We start from the raw sequence: 19356 nt of genomic DNA on the forward strand, positions 1-19356 counted from the left end.
AAAGTGGCCTGCAGCAATGCCGCGAAGTGGCCCGACAGTGACACTTAGATCCGTCAAGAATATTTAGCAAGACACTTTTTCGCACCCCGCGCTCCAGGGGAAGAGCCCCGCAATCCGAAGGAAAGTCGATGACTGAGACGTATGAAGTGACAGAACGGACGAAGTTAACCCGTCGTCCGCACCGTGGGATCTACGACAAGGAGGCCATCCGCGCCATCCTGGACGAAGGGTTCATGTGCAATGTGGCCTACGTCCACGAAGGCGCGCCCCGCGTGTTGCCGACTGGCTACGGCCGGATTGGTGACTACATCTACATTCACGGCTCCAACCAGAGCACCATGCTCAGCGCGGCGCTGAGTGGGGAGGTGTGCGTCCTTGTCACTCATGTGGATGGCCTGGTTTTGGCACGCGCACTTTACAACCACTCCGTTAACTACCGTTCCGTGGTGGTGTTCGGGCGTCCAGAAGAAGTGACGGATCCACAGGAGAAAGTCGCCTCCTTCGAGGCCTACGCGCGCCACGTCCTGAAAGGCCGTTTTGCCGATGTGAGGCCTCCGAACTCCAAGGAGTTGAACAGCACGACGGTGATGCGCATTCCCATTGCCGAGGCTGTGGCAAAGATGCGGTCGGGTCCGCCCACGGATTTCGAGTTCGATCTGGACCGCGATTGCTGGGCCGGTGAACTGCTGATTAAGCAGGTCTTCGCGGGTGCCATCCGCGATCCCCAAGGGCGGCAGGACGTCCCGGTGCCGCGGTACATCGAGGAGTACGAGAAGCTGCCCAGCGTGGAACGGCAGGAGGTCGATAACACTCCGGACGCGTGACGCTCCGATAGCACACTCCGCCCGGAGAAGCGGCAGCGGCCATCGGCGCCGTGGGCTCAACTTGATACAAGAGTCGACATGAGCAGCAAAGGAATGGTGAGCTGTCCGCAGCCTGAAGCGGCCGAGTCGGGCGTTGAAATCCTGCGGGCAGGCGGGAGCGCGGTCGACGCAGCAGTCGCCTGCGCCCTTGTGCAAACCGTGGTGGATCCGCTGATGTGCAGCATTGGCGGCTTCGGCACGGCCGTCGTACACCGCCCAGAAGCCGGCATTCACGAGTATGTGGACTTCCACGCTCCCGCGCCGCTTGGCGCTCGCGCAGACATGTGGGAGCACTTGCTGGAGGGTGAGACGCGCGACGGTTTCGGCTTCAGCATCAAGGGCCGCTTGAACGACATCGGCTACCAGGCCATCGCCGTTCCGGGAACGCTCAGCGGGCTGGAGCGCCTGCACGAGCGGCATGGCCGCCTTCCGTGGCGAGAAGTGGTCGCGCCAGCCATTGCATGGGCCCGGGACGGGTTCATGGTACGGCCGGCAATGTATGCGTTCTGGATCGACGAGCCGCTCGCTGGTCGAGCAAGCAACAGAGATCGGCTCCTCTACTCGGCCTCCGGTCGGGAACTTTTCTGCCGGCCGGACGGCACTCCTAAGACCATCGGCACACCGCTGCGAAACCCGGACTACGCGAACACGCTGGAAACGATCGCGCGTGATGGAGCAGCGTCCTTCTACCGCGGTGAGCTCGCCCACCGTATGGTGGAGGACTTTGCTACCCACGGTGGCCTGCTGTCTTTGCAAGATCTCGCGACTTACGCACCACGCGAGAACGCTCCGCTGGTAGGAATCTACAGGGACCGGCGCATCACCACCAACCAGCCCCCCGGTGGCGGCGCGATGCTGCTCCAGATGCTCAACATTTTGGAGCAGTTCGACCTGAAGGCGTTCGGGCACAACACGCCGGAATACATCCGCATCGTATGTGAGGCCATGAAGCGCGCCACCATCGACAAAGACCGTCATCTCGGCGATCCGGCGTTTCTAGAGGTGCCGCTGGATCGCCTGCTCTCAAAAGCCTACGCGGCGCAGGCTGCTGCCGCCATCAAAGCCGGCGAGAAGGCCGACGTGCCCCGTCTCAACTTGGGGGCAACTGTTCCCAAGGACACGACGCACCTGTCCGTGGTGGATGGGGAACGCAATTGTGCCGCCATCACGCATTCGCTCGCGATGCCATCCGGTGTGATGACGCCCGGCCTTGGCTTCATGTACAACGGCTGCATGGGTGTTTTCGACCCGCGACCAGGCAGAACGGGCAGCATCGCACCCGGAAAAGCAAGATTCACTTCGGCCTGTCCCACCATTGTGTTCCGCGGAGACGAGCCCGAAATTGTGCTCGGCGCGCCGGGCGGAACGCAGATCGCGATGGGAGTACTGCAGGTAATCCTGAACGTTGCGGATCATGGGATGAACATGCAAGAAGCCGTATCTGCTCCACGCTTCTCGTCCACGAGCAACATCATCGATATTTCGAATCGCATTCCACGCTCTGTGTCCCGGCCGCTTGAGAGTCTGGGCTACGAAGTGGTTCGGAACCCCTTCGGGTACACGATTGCATCTGTGCACGGGATCCGCATCAACGGCGAACGGCTCGAGGGTGGCGCCGACCCTGGCCGCGACGGCGTGGCTTACGAGGCTTGATCGTCAGGCGACCTGATTCCACCTTTATTTACCGGAGATATTCCCATGACCGATTGGAAGAGCTATCAAGACGGCTGTGCAGCCCTCGATGCGGAGACCGCACAGAATTGGCTGAATCAAGTGGTGGCGACCTGCAGCACCCTGGATCCTGATCTCATCCTAGATATCTTCACGGATGACGTTATCGCCGACCTCGGCGCAGTCCTCCTTACCGGCAAGGAGCAGCTGCGTCCGATCATCCGTGATCGGTATTCGAGATACACCCACTACGACCTTCGCAAGACTGTTCGCGCAGTCGCCGGCGACCTGGTTATCTGTGACGCGCGATTGCGCTGGAAGTCGCCTGAACACTCAACGCTGCAGCACACTCGAGCCATCGAGATTCTTCAAGTCCGCGATGGCCGAATTGCACGCTGGGACAATGCGAGTTCGTCGTGGTCTGCCACTGAGGGTGAGGGTGTTCACCTGGCGCCTGATGACGCAGTTGCGTGACCTTGTGCACGCGCGCCCTCCTCTGACCCTCCGGCTTGAAAAATCCAGGACCTGCGTGTCCTGCGGCGCGCGGCACCTTTGGGCCCGCGATAAGTAGTGCATCCGAAAGTCCGTAACCGGTCTTTCCCTTTCCGACAAAGTGGCATGCGGGGCAGAAATCGATCCAACTAGATTTGGAACGTCACTACCTAGGAACCCACCATGTCTTTCCGCAATCTCGCATTCGGCGCCCTGCTGGCGGCCATCCTTCTGCCGGCTTCCGCACAGACCGACAAGTTCCCATCCCGACCAATCAGGCTGGTCGTACCTTGGAGCGCAGGGGGCAACACGGACGGTATCGCACGGCTGATGGCCTTGAAGCTTTCGGCGCGAATAAATCAACAGGTGGTGGTAGACAACAAGCCCGGCGCGAACGGAATCATCGGCACGACGGCCGTCGCTCATGCGCAGCCTGACGGCTATACCCTCATGTTGGCGCTGCCGGAGACTAACGTGCTGAACCCGATGGTGTACAAAAACACCGGCTATTCCTCGAAGGATCTCGACCCAGTGGCATTCATAGGCGTCATGCCTTTTGCGCTCGTTGCCAACCCGAGCTCGAAGGCGGCCACTGTTCCGGATCTCGTTCGCGCGGCAAAGCAACAGCCCGGCTCAGTGTCGGCAGCAAGCTGGGGGGTTGGAAGCACTGCGCACGCCGCTATCGCATTGATGGAGCAGACCGCACGCGTGGAACTCCTGCACGTTCCCTTTCCGGGAACGGCTCCTGCGATGGCTCAAGTATTCAGTGGACAGATCGATCTCATGTTCCTGTCGGCGCTGAGTGCCGTTGAGTTCGAAAAATCGGGCAAGGTGAAAATTCTGGGGGTGACAGTAGATAAGCGGATGGACGCCTTCCCCAACGTCCCAACCCTTGCAGAACAGGGCCTTCCTGGAATCGATGTCTCACTTTGGTATGGCATCACGGCGCCCGCCAAGACGCCCTCTGCCATCAAGGATTACCTGGCGAAGGAAATCCTAGAAGTCTTGAAGGACCCCACGGTGCTGCAAGACCTGCGAGGCCGGGGCATGGTGGTCCAGCCAAAAAATGCCGACGAGTTCTCTCGCTTCATGGCGGCCGAAGAAGGTCGGTGGTCCGGGCTGATCAAGGCGAAGAACATTCGCATCGACAACTGAGGCCAACTCGCATGGTGATCGATTACTTACTCGTCGGCGGCCAGGTTATCGCCAGCGAGGGCCAAGCGGAGCCCTTCATAGGCACGGTGGCAATCGCAGGAGAACGAATCGTGTGGGTGCAGCAAGGCATCGTTGACGCACCTGCGCGTCAGAGGATCGACTGTTCTGGCCTGATCGTTGCACCTGGGTTCATCGATATTCATACCCACTCGGATGCTGCATTTCTCAAGGATTCGGGTGGCCAGAGTCAGATCACTCAGGGAGTCACGACCGAGATTGCCGGCAACTGCGGTCATAGCTGTGCACCTTGCGCCGACCCTATTTTGCTGAGGAAGCACCTTCTCGCGGTGCAAGATTCGACAGAGATCACCTGGAGCACGTTCGCCGAGTACCTCGACGTGCTACAGGCCACGCGCCCCGTATTGAACGTCGCTTCATACGTTGGCCACGGTACCGTTCGCCTTGCTGTTAAGGGAACAGCTAGTTCCGCAGCCGGTGCGGACGAACTCTCAGCAATGGGGAAGTATCTGCGCCAAGCTCTAGACGACGGCGCGATTGGTATCTCCACTGGGCTGGAGTACGCGCCAGGCATGCACGCGAGCGCCGTGGAGCTCTTGGAGGCAGGTGCGATTGCGGCGGAGTTCGACGTGGTGTACGCCAGTCACGTCCGCAACCGCGACTGGTTGATCGAAATGGGAGTCGGTGAAGCGCTCGGCGTCGCTCGCACGACCCGGTCCAAACTCCAGTTGTCTCACATAGCTCCGAAGTACGGTGCGCCGCAGGGCGCGACGGATCGTCTGCTGGAGATGGTGCGCTGGGCGCGCGAGGATGGCGCCGATGTGGGCTTCGATGTCATTCCCGATGAATGGGGGCCTACGAAAGTCGTTGCGTCTCTCCCGGCTTGGGCACTTGAGCTGCCAAGCGACGAACTGCGGTCCCTACTGCGACCCGGACCTTCCCGTGCGCGCTTGCAGGAGAACGCATTTCCCAACTGGAAGTTGCTCGCCGACCACCGGTGGGACTGGCTGGTTCTCTACCATTGCGGAGCGAACCCGTCTTACATGGGAAAAACCATTCAGCAGATTGCCGTCGAGCGGCAATCCACGCCTTGGGATTGCATCTGCGACCTCCTCCTGGAAGAAGGTGCCGAGATGTCTCGCTTGATGTGGTGCGGGCGGGTATCGAGCCAAGCAGACATTGACACATTGATCCGGCAGCCCGACTGCATGGTGATTTCCGATGGCGTGTCCGTCAGTGAAGTGGGCGCTTTGAAAGACCTGCGGTTCTCGCCGATCGCTTTCTCGTGGGCAGCGTCGTTCCTTCAGAAGTACGTGAGAGATCAGCGCGTTCTGGATATTGTCGAGGCGGTAGGACGCCTGACCTGGACTCCAGCACGGCGTTTCCAGCTGGAGCATCGGGGAGAACTCCGGGCTGGATATTACGCGGACCTAGCAGTCTTCGATCTCGATCGAATCCACTGTCACTCCACGTTGGAAAACCCGAACGTCAGGTCGACAGGTGTGACTCACGTTTTTGTCAACGGCGCGGCCGTGATGCGCGACGCCGCGATGACTGAAGCGCGACCCGGCAAGGTCCTGCGGCGCGGGGCGTAGCAAAGCTCGCACCATGGTCATCGCAAAAGCGCTGAGCTTCATTCTGCGAGTGGGGGCGTTTCGCGCCGCCAGCGCAGGGCTGTCGAAGGAGGGCGTCCGTTGGCGGCTCGGACTATCGCTTCTATCTGCTGCACTGATTTCGAATCGCATTCCACGCTCCGTGTCCGGGCCGCTTGAGAGTCTGGGCTACGAAGTGGTTCGGAATCCGTTCGGGTATGCACTCGGACGCCGCACTCCTGGAAGACTCGCGCGTCCAGAGCCAGATCAGCCAGGGCGTCACCACCGAAATCGCAGGCAACTCCGAGGCTAGCTGCGCGCCGTGCACGGACCCTGCACTGCTTCGCAGGCACGTCGCACCCCTTGCTCCAGAGCGGAGAGCGCACAGGCTTTGGTGACCTGGTCGACCATCAACACGACGAACGCAAGGGAGGTCAGCAAGCCAAGCCGGGATCGATGCGCCGGAATGGATTTGCGTGCGGCGGACGGCTCGGACGTGATTGGCTCGGGGCGCGGGTTGCTCGGCAACGGACAGAAGTTTACCCCCGCCTCGTCGCTGCATAGGCAGCGGGAGTGCGGCTCTCGGTAGACGATGGAAGCCTTGGGCTGAACGCGCCAGTCCTAGCTGCCGTCAAGATGGAACGGGCGGCGGCGTTCGCCGTTCGTCACATCAGGCGAGCAGCATACTCACCACTCCTCCATGCGGCACGGTGCTGCGGCCAACATCCGCGCTGCCCGCAGAAACGCTACCGGTCCGACCCAGCTGACGTTCCAGTTGCCCGCGACCGGCACTTGGCGCTTGTGCGCGATCACCATATCGCGTTTCGGCACCACGAGGATGTACTGGCCATGCACGCCCCACGCCATGTACGCGCCGTTCAGCTGCGAGTCTTGCGGCTCTTCAAACAGCCACCACAGGTAGCCGTACCCGAAGCCGCGTCGTGCCGTGTGCGGCGGGTGCATCTGTGCAGCGGGCGTCGTCTGGCTCGTCACTTGTTTGACCCAGTCGGCCGGCACGAGTTGCTGGCCACGCCAATTGCCCTGGCGTAGCATCAAGTAGCCCAGACGCGCCATGTCGCGTGTGGACAGGTAGAAGGGGTAGGCCAAGTGCTGCGAGCGCCGCGCGTCGCCGCTGCGTGCATGGCGGGCCAGGTCGAGATCCTCGAGCTGCAGAGGTGTAGCCAGATCGTCTGCGAAAGCCCGGTAGATGTCGCGCCCGGTCAGGCGTTCAAAGACGGTGCCCGCGGCGTTGAAGTCCCAGTTGTTGTACAAGAAGTAGCTGCCGGGCATATGTGATCCACGCGGGGGCGCTGCCGCCGCGTCATCACCGCCATTTGCAGCTGCGTGGTAGACCCCCGAACGCGCGGCGAGCAGGTCGCGAAGCTTGGCCTGTCGCTCGATGGGCAGCAGGCCGCCCACGTCGTCGATGTTCAGGTCGGCCAGCGTGCTATCGAGGTCGATGGTGCCGTTGGCCACGTACTTGCCGTACATCATCGAGAGCACGCTCTTGCGCACCGAGAACACGATGCTGACGCTCTGGACCGGCCCCTCACTGAACAGCACACGGCCATCCTGTACCGCCATGAGAGCGGTTGTATCCAGCGTTCGCAGGTAGCTGCGGGTGGCGTCAAGTTCGCGGCGGCAGGCGCTGCCTGGTTCAGGCTCGGGTGCCGCCGCCCAGGATGCGCCGGGGAAGACCGCTGTCGCGGCAGGCGTTGAGGGTGTTGCCGTGGCGCATCCTCCGGGGAGCACGCACACCGCCGCAAACATGGCCGAGCACCTTGCTGCGAACAGGATCTGCGAAACGAAGCCGGAGCTGCACTTGAAGAATTTCACTGCGAATTTCCAACGGGTCATACGCCAGCTGAAAGCCGGCAAAAGATCACCTTGATTTGACACTCGTTCAGCGGGGCACACGGCCAATGCTGCGTTCGAAGACTTTCGCGTCCACGTTGCCGCCCGAGAGAATCGTCAACACGCCCGAAGCATCCGCTGGGAAGCGACGAAACATCGCGGCTGCCAGACCGGCCGCCCCGCCAGGTTCCACAGAGGCCGGGCCGTCCTCGGTGGTGACTGTTGAGAAACCACGAATGGCGCTGACCAGACTATGCACGCAATTTGACATTGCCCTTCTCGCAAGCTGATACAGCGTCGCAGCGGCTTCGGCACGGCCGGATTCACACAGCATGAACCCGAGGTTCAGATAGGCATGGGCGTAGGAAGGATCGTCAGCCAGGATTCGGCGATACAGCGCTTCGGCGGTCTGCGGCTTCGAGTCGCGGGGCGAACTGGGTCACCCACTCTTCGCCCGATGCAATCTGGAGGTCGAGAACGAGCGTGAATCTCGTTCAGGTACAGACGTGTGATCGCTCTCCCGCCAAGCCCTTCACGATCGGTTCACACGCAGCGTCGTCAGGCCTTCTTTGCCCAAGCGCTGCACCAGCCTTTGGCATTCACTTGTTTCCCTGCAAACAACGCGCAATTTCCCTGCGCGTCCGCCGGCTTCGATTGCCAAAGCGCGCAGCCGTTGCAGAGCTGGGCGTTGTCATGCTTTGGAAATTTCTTCGCATCGGCCTTCGCCGAATCGGCAACGTACCCCAGGGCCGCGGCCTGCGGATCTTTTTCGTCGAGCCGGGCCTGCGCGAATGCTCCCGTGACGGAGGCTGCGGCCCCCGTCGCGGCAATGGTCAGCATGAAGATGCGGCGGTTGGATTTCATCGTGGATCTTTCGTCGTGTGTGAGATGAGTGCCAGGCTGTCCGGCGCGGCATTGCGCTCACTCAGCTCCGCCAGCACGAGAACACCTGTGGCCAGGAGCGTTCCAATACAGAACCCGACAACTTGCAGGGCTGCATTCAATGTGATGTTCATGGGGCGACCTCGTGATGGGCGTTTTTGGAATGGCCTGCGGTCATTCTCGAACGGTCGGCGGCACGCGGCCTTGCGCAGGATCAATCCCGGAGAGGTTGCGCGATCCCGGCACCGCGTCGACCGGACCGACCTCATAGAGCAACTGCCCATGAATGGCGGCCAGCGAGAGCGCTTGCGTCAGCACGGTAACAAGACTTGGGGCGCAGAACCGGGACAGCTGCTCGAATGCAACCCAGCGGAACCCGTCCATCTCGGGGCGCTGTCTTCCGTGGCGATCCGTGTAGAAGCTTGAACACACGCAGGATTTCGCCTCGAAATGTCTCACCAGCACCGCAAAGAGCCAAAGATCCTTTTCCTTGCGGTAACGGAAAAGTCCGATCTCCCTCAATTGCGCGGGCGACAGCCGCAACCCGCATTCCTCGAACGCTTCGCGCACGGCCGTCTGGGCGCCCTGCTCCCGCGCGTCGCGTCCGCCCTTGGGGATGTCCCAATACCGACTGTCGCTTGCATGGCACAGCAGCAACTGCCCAGTTGCATCGAGCACCAGAACGCCGCAACTGGTCGACTTTTCCATCGCGCAGGACTCAGGGCGTCAACGTGGCGGCGTCGCCTGCGTGCCGAGTCCCCGGCGCGCGCTGCGAGTTGCGAGGAAGAATCGGCACATAGTTTCGAACCGATCCGCGCATGACCAGCAGCGCCACCGTATCGGTTTCTCGAACGGACCTGATCGCCGAATCGAAATCCGCCAGCCTGGCCACTTCCACATCGTTGACCGCGATCAGTACATCTCCAAAGCGCAATCCCGCCAGTTGGGCCGATCCCGAGACCGACTCCACATAGAGCCCGGGCGCTGGCAGGCTGATGCCCAGTACGCCCTTGCGCTCCACCAGTTCGAGCCCGAACCGCGTCTCTCCCGCCACGGCACGCGCGGCCGGCCTGGGTACGGTATCCGGTGGGTTCTCGGCCACGCCCACCAACATCGTCAGCGGTGCCTTGTGACGCCAGACCTTCAGCGTGATCTGGCTGCCCTTGCGGGCTGCCGCCACGCGGTTCTGGATTTCGGCATAGCTCATCACGGCAGCTGTGCCGACGGCCAGCACCACGTCGCCGCTGCGAAGTCCCGCCTCATCGGCCGGACTGTTTGCATCGACTCTCACCACCAGGGCTCCCAGTGCGGCATCGAGGCCGAAGGCTGGCGCCAGCTCGGCGGTCAAGGGCTGAGTACGCGCGCCGATGTGGCCCCTCGTCACCCGCCCGCTGGTGCGGAGTTCGTCCGCGATGTGCATCGCCGTGTCGATGGGCAAGCTGAACGACACGCCGAAGTACCCGCCATCGGGAGAGTAGATCATCGAGTTCATGCCCACCACTTCACCCCGTTCGTCGAACAACGGTCCACCCGAGTTGCCGGGGTTCAGCGCGACGTCGGTCTGTATCAGCGGCACCCCGCTTCCACCGGGCAAATAGCGGGGATTGGCGCTCACGATGCCGGCGGTCACGCTGCGTTCGAAGCCGAACGGAGCGCCCATTGCGGCAACCCACTCGCCCGGGCACAGCTCGCCGCTGCGGCCCAGAACGACGACCGGCAGGCCGGTCGCAGCGACTCTGAGCAGCGCGACATCGGTCGGGCGGTCGATCCCCACCACCTCGGCGTCGAAGCGGCGCTGGTCGGCCGTGGTGACGTGGATCGCCTGGGCGCCGCTCACCACGTGCGCGCTGGTAAGGACGTAGCCGTCGCTGCCGATGACGAATCCCGATGCGAAGCCGCGTCCCACACCCTGCCCCCATGGCATAGCGGGCCGCAGGTCACTCGCAGCGGCCCGGTCGTTGCCAGGGCCCGTGACCATGACGCTCACCACCGCAGGCGATTGCCGCGCTGCGGCCGCCGAGAAATCGGCGGCTTGTGACGCCGACCGCACTCGCTCCAGGCAAGAGCGCGTCTGCGACCAGGCATTCGTTCCGCCCGCCAGCGCGAATGCGCCGAAGAAGGCGGCGACGATCGCGCCCCGCGCGAAGGTGACGGCGTTCATTCAGCGCACCAGCAACACCGGCACCGTGCACGCGGCCAGCACCTTGGTGGCAACCGAGCCCAGCACCAGGTTCGCCAGAGCGCCATGGCCTCGCGAACCCATGACCACGAGATCGAACTCGCCCCTCTGCGCGAGTGCGGCAATCTCCTCGGCGGGGTGGCCGATCCGGTGTTCGAAGCGGGCCTCGATGCCGCTCCCGGCCAGCAGGGCGCGTACGGGCTCGATGACCACCCGCGCGTCGTCTTCGTAGTAGCCGTGCACGATGTCCGGTCCCGCGAAGGCCGCGGCGCGATGCGGCACGGGCAGCACGACGTGGAACACCGTGAATGCGTGGCCCGCATTCGCCCATTCCTTGTGCCTGGTCAGGTAAGACAGCATGCGAGTCGTGTAGTCGCTGCCGTCGACGGCAAGCAGGATTTTCATGATGATTTCCTTCAGGGCGGGATGTTCCCCGGTGCTTCGATGGTCGTTGCACAACTCGTGCGAGCCCTTGCGCCAAATCAAGAATCCCGACGGCTCGCAGCGTGCTGCGACAACACCCTCACCTCTTGATTTGGCGCAAGTCCGCGCCCCCCCCACGCTGCCTACATTGACTGCCATGAACGCAGCAGAGGCAGCCATGAACAACATCCTTGTGATCGTCTATTCCTACACCGGCACTTCTCGCCGGGTCGCTGAACTCCTGTGCAACCAGCAGAACTGGCACATCGCGAACGTCACCGACGTGCGTCCTCGCAGCGGTGCCCTGGGCAGCTTGCGCTGCATGCTCGACTCCTTCTTCCGCCGACAGCCTGCCATCCGCTATGACGGTCCGCCGCCCGGTGACTTCGACGCCGTGGTGCTGGTGTCGCCGATCTGGATGCTGAGGCTGGCCGGTCCCATGCGCAGCTTCGTCGCCCGCCAGCGCAGCCGACTGCCTGACGTTGCCGTGCTCTCGGTCATGGGTGGCCAGGGGGCGCCGAACGCGGCTGCCGAAATCGGCGACATCCTGAAGCGTGCCCCCATCCTGAGTTCCTCGGTCACGATGCGCGAGGTGGACGACGGCAGTTGCGCGGCGCGTCTTCAGGCCTTCGGCACCGCCGTCAGGAGTGCGGAAGATTCGCAAGCCGTGGCGCGCCCCGTCATGCTGTCGCCGCAATCGATCTGAAGGCCGGGACCGGATCGACGTGACAGCCCTCTTCCTTCATGCGGGTGCGATGCAACGCACCACCCGCCTCGCCGGTTCGTTCATCGCGGGCCTCTTCCTTCTCTGCGCCTGCGCCGCGACGGGGCCGGCGTCGGTGACCCGGTCTGCACCAGTGCCCCCCGTGGCCGGCTTTTCATCCCTGGTCGCGAGCCGCAGTGCATCCGTGGTCGACATCAGCACGCTGCGCATCGGACGTGACGAGAGCCCGGAGGACATCGAACTGGAAATCGCCCCGGAACACGACTTCGCCGACCGGCTGGCCTGGCCTCTGCCGGCGAGCACGCGGATCAGCCAGATCCGCGACCTCGCCTCGGGCCTGATCATTCGCAGCGACGGCCTGATTCTCACGAGCGCCCACGTGATCGCGAACATTGACGAGGTACAAGTCCAGTTGAACGACGGCCGCCGCTTCACGGCTCGCGTGATGGGCGTCGACAAGCGCACCGACGTCGGACTGCTGAAGATCGATGCGACGGCCCTGCCAGTGGCCGTCATCGGCGACTCCTCGGCGCTCGGCCCCGGCGACTGGGTGGCTGCGATCAGCTCGCCTTTCGGCTTCCACGGCAGCGTGACGGCGGGCGTCGTCAGCGCCGTTGGCCGTGTCATGGGCGGTACGGGCGAGATCCCCTTCATCCAGACCGACGTGGCCATCAATCCGGGCAGCTCGGGCAGCCCACTGTTCAACAGCCGCGGCGAGGTCGTGGGCATCAATTCGATGATCTACAGCGGCAGCGGCGGCTACATGGGCCTGTCCTTCGCGGTGCCGATCGACCTGTCGCTGCGCATCGCCGGCGAACTCCAGGAACACGGCTCGGTGCGCCGGTCCTACCTGGGCGCCGAGTTCCAGGAAATGACGCAGGCCTTGGCCCAGTCCTTCGGCCTGCCAGCAAAGACTGGTGGCCTGGTCGTCCGCGTCGAGGCCGGCAGTCCCGCGGAAGCTGCAGGGCTCGCGCAAGGCGACGCGGTGCTGGCCCTCGACGGCAAGCCAATCGCGCACTTCATCGACCTTCCGCAACAGATCACGCAACGCCCGCCCGGCAGCCGCATGCAGCTCGAGGTGTGGCGGCAGGGCAAGGCCCGCATCCTCCAAGTGGCGCTGGCAATGCAGACCTCCGCAGGCACGTCCTTCACAGCCGCGACGCCCGAATGGAACGACGGCCTGGGCCTGCGCCTGGGGGAACTTTCTGCGGCGCAGCGACTGCAACTGCGCATCGACAGCGGCCTGATGGTACGGGAGGCCGGCGGCCTCGCCCGCAGCGAAGGCATCCGCGCGGGCGACGTGGTCGTGGCCGTGAACACGACGAAGCTCTATCGCATCGAAGACCTCAAGCGGGCGCTCTGGCAGGTACCGCCCGGGAACACGGTCGCGCTGCTGATGATGCGCGACCGCCGGCTCGCCTATGTGGCGGTCCGCCTTCCGGCCTCGCGCCGCGGCAGCACCTGACGCCGGCGCGAAGCCCCGCTTACAGCTCCATTCATCGCAAGGACACGCCATGAAACACCTCGACACCGCCGACCGCCGTGCACTTCATCGGCAGCTCGACATGCTGAAGCGCCAGGTCCTCGACGAACTCCGCGCCTCGGCGCCCACGGCCCAGTTCCTGGAATCGGGCGGCAATCGGGACGTGACGACCCATGCCGACGAGGCCGAGGCGGAGCGCGCCACCGACGTGAAGCTGGCTGAGATCGAGATCGATCGCACCAGGCTCGAGGAGATCGACCTTGCGCTCGCGCGCCTGGCGGACGGGCGCTACGGTGTCTGCGAAGACTGCGGTGCGGAAATTCCGCGCGCGCGGCTGTTCGCGCAGCCCACCGCCATCCGGTGCGCCGCGTGCCAGACAGCGTTGGAAGCAAGCCACCGGCACTGAAATGGGAAGGCGACGTCACTCGTCATCGTCATCCTTGGGCTGCTGGCGGTCCGCGCTGTGGAGCAGCGCGGAAAGCCGGTCTAGAGGGCCGGGCCCAGCCCGATGGGCGCGGGAACGATGTTGACGATGCGCGTGAAGAGCGCGTTGTATTCGAGGTCGGGCGCATGCCCGGTCATCGGATCGCGGTTCTGAGCAAAAGCCTCGTCCAGGTCGTGCCAGTCGTCTTCGGTAAGCACGCGCTCGGCGAGCGGCAGGATCTCGCGCTCCTCGAGCGCCATGTGGTCCAGATAGAAGTCGACGTACTCGCCGACCGTGCGCTCGAAGTCCTTGCGCCGCGACTCTCCGAGCATCTCGAACGCGAGAAGCGCGTGCTCCACGTTCCGGATCCTGCGTTCGCCCTTTGCATGGTCGCCGTCGAGCTTGTCCAGCAGATCCCGCGAGATCGGCGTCCTTGCGCGAAGCTTGGGAAACAGCAGCTCGGTCTCCTTGCGGTGGTGGCGCTTCTCGGGAAATTCGTCCACGTAGAAGAGCATGGCCCGGAGCGTCGCGAAGTCGGGCAATGTGCCTTTCTTGCGGTGCTGCTCGAGCAGCATGACGATGGAGCGAAGCATGGCGGCGAGCGCGGCGTGCTCCTGGCGAATGATGCGAACGGCGGCGTGGGGCATGAGTTTCTTCCTGTGCATGTCCCGAGGGTCGCGCTTTCATGGCGCGCGGGCTTGTTCCAGATCAAACCCCGTTCGGCCACGGGCTTCGCGTTTGATCGATATCAAGCCGTGCCGCGGAGCCTGTCCGGATACTGGAGCGATCCAATCAACAAACCGGAGTCGTGCCATGTACCAGCGAATTCTTGTTCCCATCGACGGCAGTTCCACGTCCGCCCGTGGCCTGGCCGAAGCCATCCAGCTCGCAAAGCTCACGGGTGGTCGCCTGCGCGTGGCGCACGTCATCGACGAGCTGTCGTTCGCGCTGGCCATGGATGCCTACGCGGGCTATGCCGGCAATTGGCTCCAAGAGCTGCGCGGCAACGCTGCAAAGCTTCTCGATGACGCACGGGCCAAGGCGGCCGGGGAAGGCGTCGAGGCGGACGTCGCGCTGCTCGACAGCTTCAAGGGCACCGTGTACGACCAGATCATCGCCGAAGCACAGGCTTCGAAGGCCGAGCTGATCGTCATCGGCACCCATGGCCGACGGGGGGTCGGCCGCTGGGTCATGGGCAGCAGCGCCGAGCACATCCTGCGCATGTCGCCCGTACCGGTGCTGCTTGTTCGTGCACCCGAGAGCGCGAAGACCGAACACGAGCGCTTCACGCTGCCGAGCGGGGTACTCGCCAGTCAGTGAGGATTCAGCGCAACACGGTCGAGGCGCGCCAGCGCGCCTCGACCAGTTCAATGTCCACGCCCTCCTCCGTGGACACCTCGATCGCCGCAGCACGTTCGTCGGCTTCCAGTGGGTCGTGCCCTTCCAGTTGGCGCTCCAGCACTTCGAGCCTCGCTTCCGAGGCGTCCGCGCGAGCCGCATCGCGAGCGACCACGCGGCGGCGCAGCGTGGCCGGCGAGGCGCTGCAATCCAGGATCGCGAAAGGCACGCGCAGCTCCGTCGCCAGGGCCTCGAAGCTGCGTCGCCCGGCGACGCGCAGGAAGGCCGCATCCACGATCACCGGGTACCCCACCAGCAGCGCGTCGCGGGCGCAGGCGCGCAGCCTGTCGAAGGTTCGGCGGGTCGCCTCCGCGCCGTAGATGTCGACGCCAAGGGCAGCCGAACGCGCCAGCGGATCGAGCCCGTACAGGCGCTTGCGCTCCACGTCCGAACGCAGGCGAATGGCTCCCGCGGCACACAGCAGTTGCGAGGCGATGCTGGATTTCCCCGAGCCCGAGAAGCCATGCGTGATCATCAGGCGGGCGCCTCCTTCAGGCTGCGCCGCCAGCCGTATCGCGCACGCCATGTAGTCGGGCCGTGTGTCTCCGTCCGCTGGCCCTGGCCCCAGTCCCGAGGCCACCGCCCGCACCATCGCCCGATAGACCTCGTAGAAGCGCAGTACCTGCAGTCCCGGATAGTCGCCGCTGTGCTGCAGCCAGGCATCCAGGAAGCGGAACGCGAGATCGCCGCGACCGTGGGCCTTCAGGTCCATGGTGAGGAAGGCGACGTCGTTCATGATGTCGATCCAGCGCAGTGCCGGGTCGAACTCGATGCAGTCGAAAGGCGTGAGTGCGCCGTCGACCAGGGCCACGTTGGCCGTGTGCAGGTCTCCATGGCATTCGCGTACGGCCTCACTCTGCTGGCGGGCGATCCAGGCCATGCGCAGCGCCTGGTTTTGCTCTTGAACCCATGTGCCCAGCGCGGCAAGCTGACCTTCGTCGCCCTGCCCTTGCGACTGCAAGGTGGCCAGCACGTCCGTCGCGGCGCGGGCGATCAGGTCGGGGCTGCCGAAGCCGGACGTCGGCGTCGCCCGTTCCGCGGCTCCATGCAGGGCCGCCAACCGCTGGGCGAAGCCGTCGAGCAGTCCGTGCTCCAGCCGCCCCGCCGGCAGCAAATCACGCAGCAGCGACGACTCCGGAAATCGCCGCATCCGGACCACGTGATCGATCGGCACTCCGGCGCCGCCGATGCGCGGCGAATCGCTCGTGCCGCAGACCGGCGCCACGTCCAGATAGAGCGCCGGTGCAAAGCGCCGGTTCAGCCGCAGTTCTTCCTGGCAGAAATGCCTGCGGGCCTCGACGCTGCTGAAATCCACGAACGGCAGGTGCACCGGTTTCTTGAGCTTGAGGGCCATCGTCTGCGTCAGCAGCACCCAGGAAATGTGCGTCTCGACCAGCGCCACCGGCTGCCCGGTCTCCCGCTGGAGTGCTTCTCGCAGTGCGCAGACCAGCGTGGTGTCCATATGGCGTCTTTTCGATTCAATGGCCTTAAGAAATTACGAGAAGGCGCCATGACGCCCGGGTATCTCAGTGCGCCATCAGGACCGGCACTGTCATCTGCGCAAGGATCTGCCGCGTCACGCCGCCCAGAATGCGCTCGCGCAGGCGCGAATGGCTGTAGCCGCCCATTACCAGCAAGTCTGCGCCCAGGTCCGAGACCCGCGACAGCAGCGCGTCCGCAATGTCGATCTCGGTCACCTCGGACTCGGCACACGCCCGCACGCCGTGACGCAGCAGGTACTGGATCATGTCCGACACCAGCAACCGCTGCGCGTTGTCCTCGTCGCGCGGATGGCGCAGCGACACCAGCGTGACGCGTCGTGCACCGCGCAGCGCGGGCAATGCCGCCCGGAGGGCCATGGCGGCTTCGCGCGAACCGTCCCAGGCCGCGACGATGTTCTTCGGTACATCAGGGAAGATGCCGGCCGAAGGAACAAGCAGCACCGGCCGCCCCACTTCCATCAACACCTGCTCGGCGAGCCCCCGTACCGTGATGTCCTTTCCGTTCGAGTCATCGCTCTGTCCGAGCACCAACAGATCGCTCGCATGCCCGTACCGCACCACTGCATCCATCGTGACGCCATCGACCAACCGCACCTCGTACGACAAGGGACCCGCCCCGGCAATGCCTTCCCTGAACTCCCGTGCGATGGCTTCGGCCCGCCGCCGCAGATAGTCGGCCGACTCGGCGATGTAGTCGGCCATGCCGGTGGCGATGGCGTCGGCGGGAATCACGCCGTCGTACAAGCCCGTGGGCACGAGCCCGATCAAGTGGCTCTCGTGCGCCCGGGCCCACCGGGAGGCCATGGCGGCGCGCGCAGGACTTCGGTTCGAGTGGTCCAGGTGGACGAGGATGGTCTTGAAATTCATGAATGCCTCCGCAAGGCTCCTACGCTTCGATGATCACCTTGAGAGCGCGCGTCTCGGCAGCGCGTCCGAAGGTGTCGTAGGCATCGAGAACCTGGTCGAGCCGGAACCTGTGCGTGATCAGCCGGGCCGGGTCTACCTTGCGGGACTGCACCGTCTTCAGCAGCATCGGCGTCGACACGGTGTCGACCAGCCGCGTGGTGATCGCGATGTTCTGCGACCACAGCCGCTCCAAATGCAGATCGGCCGGATGCCCGTGAACGCCGATGTTCGCGATGGTGCCGCCAGGCGCCACGATGTCCTGGCACAGCACGAAGGTGGCGGGTATGCCGACTGCCTCGATCGACACGTCCACGCCGCGCCCGGCGGTCAGCGCGAGCACCGCCTCGGCTGCCTTCCCGTCGGTGCTGTTGATCGTGTGCGTCGCGCCGAAGCGGCGCGCAACCTCGAGCCGGCCGTCGTCAAGATCGATCAGGATGATCTGCGACGGCGAATAGAACTGGGCCGTCAGCAGCGTAGCCAGGCCGATCGGTCCTGCTCCCACGATGGCCACCGTGCTGCCGGGCGCGACCTTGCCGTTGAGCACGCCGCACTCGAAACCGGTCGGCAGGATGTCGCTGAGCATCACCAGCGCCTCCTCGTCCACCCCGGGCGGCACAGGGTACAGGCTGGTGTCCGCATGCGGGATGCGCACGTATTCGGCCTGCGTGCCGTCGATGGTATTGCCCAGGATCCAGCCGCCGGTGACGCAGTGCGAATACATGCCGCGGCGGCAGTTCTCGCACTTGCCGCACGAGGAGATGCACGAGATCAGCACATGGTCGCCTGGCCGAAAGGCCGTCACGCCCGCGCCGACGGCCTCGACCACGCCCACACCCTCGTGCCCGAGGATGCGGCCCGGCGTACAGGTCGGCACATCGCCCTTGAGGATGTGCAGGTCGGTGCCGCAAATGGTCGTCTTGAGAATCCGCACGACGGCATCGCCCGGGGCCTGGATTTCCGGTTTGGGACGGTCTTCGAGCGACTTGAGGCCGGGGCCTTGGTATACGAGTGCTTTCATGCCGCCACGTTATGCGCGTGCGCCCGTTCGCCATTTGAGATAGCGCAAGGAATCCCCGCATCGCTGTGCAGGACGGCCTCTACCTGCCCTCGCGCCCCAGGACCGCGAAGTGGCGCAGCCAATGCCCGCGCTGGGCGTCGTCCATGCCCTCGACCAGGCCGACCAGTGTTTCGTTGACTGGCGAAATGCCCACGAAACCGAGGATGTTCCGCTCCAGCGCCTTGAGACTGTGGGCGCGGAAATACCAGCGATAGACCAGCGCCGGCATTCCCATCGTCACGACGATGCGCGCCGAACGCCCCTTGAGCAGCTTCGCACTCATGCTGCCTTCCGATGAACGTGCGAGCGCAAACCCCGGGCGAAGCACCTGCTCGAGAAAACCCCTGGTGATGGCCGGCATCCCGCCGAGCCACAAGGGAAAGAACAGCACGATGTGCTCGGCCCGCAGAATCGCATCCTGCGCTGGCTGCAACATCGGTGGCATGGCCTCGGTGTCCCACGCCGCCTTGCTGCGCAGCAGTGGAAATTCCAGGTCCGCGACCCGGATGATCCGGACTTCATGGCCGGCGGCCCGCGCGGCTCGCGCGTAGGCCTCGGCGAGCGAGTGGCCGAAATGCACGGCTGACGCATCGGGATGGCCTTGCAGCAAGAGGATTTTTCTGGACATGGTGTTCGGCGGAACGGAGACGGAACCATCCTCGGCACCACCCGGTGTTCCCGGCTTGCGGAAGATCAAGCCCGCGTGATCTCGTGCAGGGCCCGGCGGCTGCGG

Annotated in this window: 20 protein-coding genes and 1 pseudogene; 9 read left to right on the top strand and 12 right to left on the bottom strand. The window is 64.3% G+C overall.

Annotated features, from left to right (window positions below; all coding sequences use genetic code 11):
• Window positions 1–128: 128 nt before the first annotated feature.
• The 5 genes from ASD05_RS06070 (at window position 129) to ASD05_RS06090 (ending at window position 5794) form a co-directional block, all read left to right on the top strand.
• Window positions 129–824: a pyridoxamine 5'-phosphate oxidase family protein gene (locus tag ASD05_RS06070; RefSeq protein ID WP_082571980.1), complete on the top strand. Its 696-nt coding sequence runs from the start codon at window positions 129–131 to the stop codon at window positions 822–824.
• A gap of 78 nt (window positions 825–902) precedes the next feature.
• Complete coding sequence (gene ggt / locus ASD05_RS06075; protein ID WP_056589104.1) at window positions 903–2516, top strand: gamma-glutamyltransferase; 1614 nt, start codon at window positions 903–905, stop codon at window positions 2514–2516.
• 45 nt (window positions 2517–2561) lie between these two features.
• The gene (locus ASD05_RS06080; protein ID WP_056589107.1) at window positions 2562–3008 is read left to right on the top strand and encodes a nuclear transport factor 2 family protein; all 447 of its coding nucleotides are present in this window, start codon (window positions 2562–2564) and stop codon (window positions 3006–3008) included.
• A gap of 201 nt (window positions 3009–3209) precedes the next feature.
• Entirely contained in the window at window positions 3210–4181 is a 972-nt protein-coding gene (locus ASD05_RS06085) for a tripartite tricarboxylate transporter substrate binding protein (protein WP_056589112.1), read from the top strand.
• 11 nt (window positions 4182–4192) lie between these two features.
• Window positions 4193–5794: an N-acyl-D-amino-acid deacylase family protein gene (locus tag ASD05_RS06090; RefSeq protein WP_056589114.1), complete on the top strand. Its 1602-nt coding sequence runs from the start codon at window positions 4193–4195 to the stop codon at window positions 5792–5794.
• 684 nt (window positions 5795–6478) lie between these two features.
• Here ASD05_RS06090 and ASD05_RS06095 read toward each other — a convergent pair.
• The 7 genes and pseudogenes from ASD05_RS06095 to ASD05_RS06115 form a co-directional block, all read right to left on the bottom strand.
• Window positions 6479–7627, bottom strand: coding sequence for a serine hydrolase domain-containing protein (locus ASD05_RS06095; protein ID WP_056589117.1), 1149 nt, complete (start codon window positions 7625–7627; stop codon window positions 6479–6481).
• A 67-nt stretch (window positions 7628–7694) separates the two neighbouring features.
• Window positions 7695–8051 (bottom strand): annotated as a pseudogene (locus ASD05_RS29955) (hypothetical protein); the annotation flags it as partial.
• A gap of 152 nt (window positions 8052–8203) precedes the next feature.
• Window positions 8204–8509, bottom strand: coding sequence for a high-potential iron-sulfur protein (locus ASD05_RS06100; RefSeq protein WP_056589120.1), 306 nt, complete (start codon window positions 8507–8509; stop codon window positions 8204–8206).
• Window positions 8506–8661 (bottom strand): hypothetical protein, encoded by a 156-nt coding sequence (locus tag ASD05_RS29960; RefSeq protein WP_157609973.1) that lies wholly within the window; start codon window positions 8659–8661, stop codon window positions 8506–8508. The genes ASD05_RS06100 and ASD05_RS29960 overlap by 4 nt, the downstream gene beginning before the upstream one ends.
• Window positions 8662–8701: 40 nt before the next feature.
• The gene (locus ASD05_RS06105) at window positions 8702–9235 is read right to left on the bottom strand and encodes an NUDIX hydrolase (RefSeq protein WP_056589124.1); all 534 of its coding nucleotides are present in this window, start codon (window positions 9233–9235) and stop codon (window positions 8702–8704) included.
• Window positions 9236–9245: 10 nt separating this feature from the next.
• Window positions 9246–10688 carry a trypsin-like peptidase domain-containing protein gene (locus ASD05_RS06110; protein WP_056589126.1) on the bottom strand — a complete coding sequence of 481 codons (1443 nt, stop codon included), beginning with the start codon at window positions 10686–10688 and terminating at the stop codon, window positions 9246–9248.
• Window positions 10689–11111, bottom strand: a complete 423-nt coding sequence (locus ASD05_RS06115; protein ID WP_056589202.1) for a universal stress protein — start codon at window positions 11109–11111, stop codon at window positions 10689–10691.
• 196 nt (window positions 11112–11307) lie between these two features.
• Between ASD05_RS06115 and ASD05_RS06120 the strand changes: the two genes are divergently transcribed.
• The 3 genes from ASD05_RS06120 to ASD05_RS06130 are packed head-to-tail and all read left to right on the top strand — an operon-like array spanning window position 11308 to window position 13742.
• Window positions 11308–11835, top strand: coding sequence for a flavodoxin family protein (locus ASD05_RS06120; RefSeq protein WP_056589130.1), 528 nt, complete (start codon window positions 11308–11310; stop codon window positions 11833–11835).
• 49 nt (window positions 11836–11884) lie between these two features.
• Complete coding sequence (locus ASD05_RS06125) at window positions 11885–13318, top strand: trypsin-like peptidase domain-containing protein (protein ID WP_157609975.1); 1434 nt, start codon at window positions 11885–11887, stop codon at window positions 13316–13318.
• Between the two features lie 49 nt (window positions 13319–13367).
• The gene (locus ASD05_RS06130; RefSeq protein ID WP_056589133.1) at window positions 13368–13742 is read left to right on the top strand and encodes a TraR/DksA family transcriptional regulator; all 375 of its coding nucleotides are present in this window, start codon (window positions 13368–13370) and stop codon (window positions 13740–13742) included.
• An 80-nt stretch (window positions 13743–13822) separates the two neighbouring features.
• Here the strand turns inward: ASD05_RS06130 and ASD05_RS06135 are convergent, their stop codons facing one another.
• Complete coding sequence (locus ASD05_RS06135) at window positions 13823–14407, bottom strand: hemerythrin domain-containing protein (protein ID WP_056589134.1); 585 nt, start codon at window positions 14405–14407, stop codon at window positions 13823–13825.
• A 166-nt stretch (window positions 14408–14573) separates the two neighbouring features.
• Between ASD05_RS06135 and ASD05_RS06140 the strand changes: the two genes are divergently transcribed.
• Entirely contained in the window at window positions 14574–15080 is a 507-nt protein-coding gene (locus ASD05_RS06140; RefSeq protein WP_056589137.1) for a universal stress protein, read from the top strand.
• A gap of 4 nt (window positions 15081–15084) precedes the next feature.
• On the opposite strand, the gene ASD05_RS06145 is transcribed toward ASD05_RS06140, so the two are convergent.
• The 4 genes from ASD05_RS06145 to ASD05_RS06160 form a co-directional block, all read right to left on the bottom strand.
• A complete protein-coding gene (locus tag ASD05_RS06145; RefSeq protein ID WP_056589139.1) occupies window positions 15085–16620 on the bottom strand; it encodes an AAA family ATPase in 1536 nt (511 codons plus the stop codon).
• A gap of 64 nt (window positions 16621–16684) precedes the next feature.
• Window positions 16685–17527, bottom strand: a complete 843-nt coding sequence (locus tag ASD05_RS06150; protein ID WP_056589142.1) for a universal stress protein — start codon at window positions 17525–17527, stop codon at window positions 16685–16687.
• Between the two features lie 19 nt (window positions 17528–17546).
• Complete coding sequence (locus tag ASD05_RS06155; RefSeq protein ID WP_056589144.1) at window positions 17547–18584, bottom strand: zinc-dependent alcohol dehydrogenase family protein; 1038 nt, start codon at window positions 18582–18584, stop codon at window positions 17547–17549.
• A gap of 79 nt (window positions 18585–18663) precedes the next feature.
• Window positions 18664–19320, bottom strand: coding sequence for an NAD(P)H-dependent oxidoreductase (locus tag ASD05_RS06160; protein WP_321165000.1), 657 nt, complete (start codon window positions 19318–19320; stop codon window positions 18664–18666).
• Window positions 19321–19356 lie beyond the last annotated feature (36 nt).

It is taken from the genome of Variovorax sp. Root434, from assembly GCF_001426595.1.
Taxonomy (GTDB): Bacteria; Pseudomonadota; Gammaproteobacteria; order Burkholderiales; family Burkholderiaceae_C; genus Variovorax.

Bases quoted from the DNA above. Each gene is read 5' to 3' on its own strand.
- ASD05_RS06070 (WP_082571980.1), top strand. From the start codon at position 129: ATGACTGAGACGTATGAAGTGACAGAACGGACGAAGTTAACCCGTCGT.
- ggt (WP_056589104.1), top strand. From the start codon at position 903: ATGAGCAGCAAAGGAATGGTGAGCTGTCCGCAGCCTGAAGCGGCCGAG.
- ASD05_RS06080 (WP_056589107.1), top strand. From the start codon at position 2,562: ATGACCGATTGGAAGAGCTATCAAGACGGCTGTGCAGCCCTCGATGCG.
- ASD05_RS06085 (WP_056589112.1), top strand. From the start codon at position 3,210: ATGTCTTTCCGCAATCTCGCATTCGGCGCCCTGCTGGCGGCCATCCTT.
- ASD05_RS06090 (WP_056589114.1), top strand. From the start codon at position 4,193: ATGGTGATCGATTACTTACTCGTCGGCGGCCAGGTTATCGCCAGCGAG.
- ASD05_RS06100 (WP_056589120.1), bottom strand. From the start codon at position 8,509: ATGAAATCCAACCGCCGCATCTTCATGCTGACCATTGCCGCGACGGGG.
- ASD05_RS29960 (WP_157609973.1), bottom strand. From the start codon at position 8,661: ATGAACATCACATTGAATGCAGCCCTGCAAGTTGTCGGGTTCTGTATT.
- ASD05_RS06105 (WP_056589124.1), bottom strand. From the start codon at position 9,235: ATGGAAAAGTCGACCAGTTGCGGCGTTCTGGTGCTCGATGCAACTGGG.
- ASD05_RS06110 (WP_056589126.1), bottom strand. From the start codon at position 10,688: ATGAACGCCGTCACCTTCGCGCGGGGCGCGATCGTCGCCGCCTTCTTC.
- ASD05_RS06115 (WP_056589202.1), bottom strand. From the start codon at position 11,111: ATGAAAATCCTGCTTGCCGTCGACGGCAGCGACTACACGACTCGCATG.
- ASD05_RS06120 (WP_056589130.1), top strand. From the start codon at position 11,308: ATGAACAACATCCTTGTGATCGTCTATTCCTACACCGGCACTTCTCGC.
- ASD05_RS06125 (WP_157609975.1), top strand. From the start codon at position 11,885: ATGCAACGCACCACCCGCCTCGCCGGTTCGTTCATCGCGGGCCTCTTC.
- ASD05_RS06130 (WP_056589133.1), top strand. From the start codon at position 13,368: ATGAAACACCTCGACACCGCCGACCGCCGTGCACTTCATCGGCAGCTC.
- ASD05_RS06135 (WP_056589134.1), bottom strand. From the start codon at position 14,407: ATGCCCCACGCCGCCGTTCGCATCATTCGCCAGGAGCACGCCGCGCTC.
- ASD05_RS06140 (WP_056589137.1), top strand. From the start codon at position 14,574: ATGTACCAGCGAATTCTTGTTCCCATCGACGGCAGTTCCACGTCCGCC.
- ASD05_RS06145 (WP_056589139.1), bottom strand. From the start codon at position 16,620: ATGGACACCACGCTGGTCTGCGCACTGCGAGAAGCACTCCAGCGGGAG.
- ASD05_RS06150 (WP_056589142.1), bottom strand. From the start codon at position 17,527: ATGAATTTCAAGACCATCCTCGTCCACCTGGACCACTCGAACCGAAGT.
- ASD05_RS06155 (WP_056589144.1), bottom strand. From the start codon at position 18,584: ATGAAAGCACTCGTATACCAAGGCCCCGGCCTCAAGTCGCTCGAAGAC.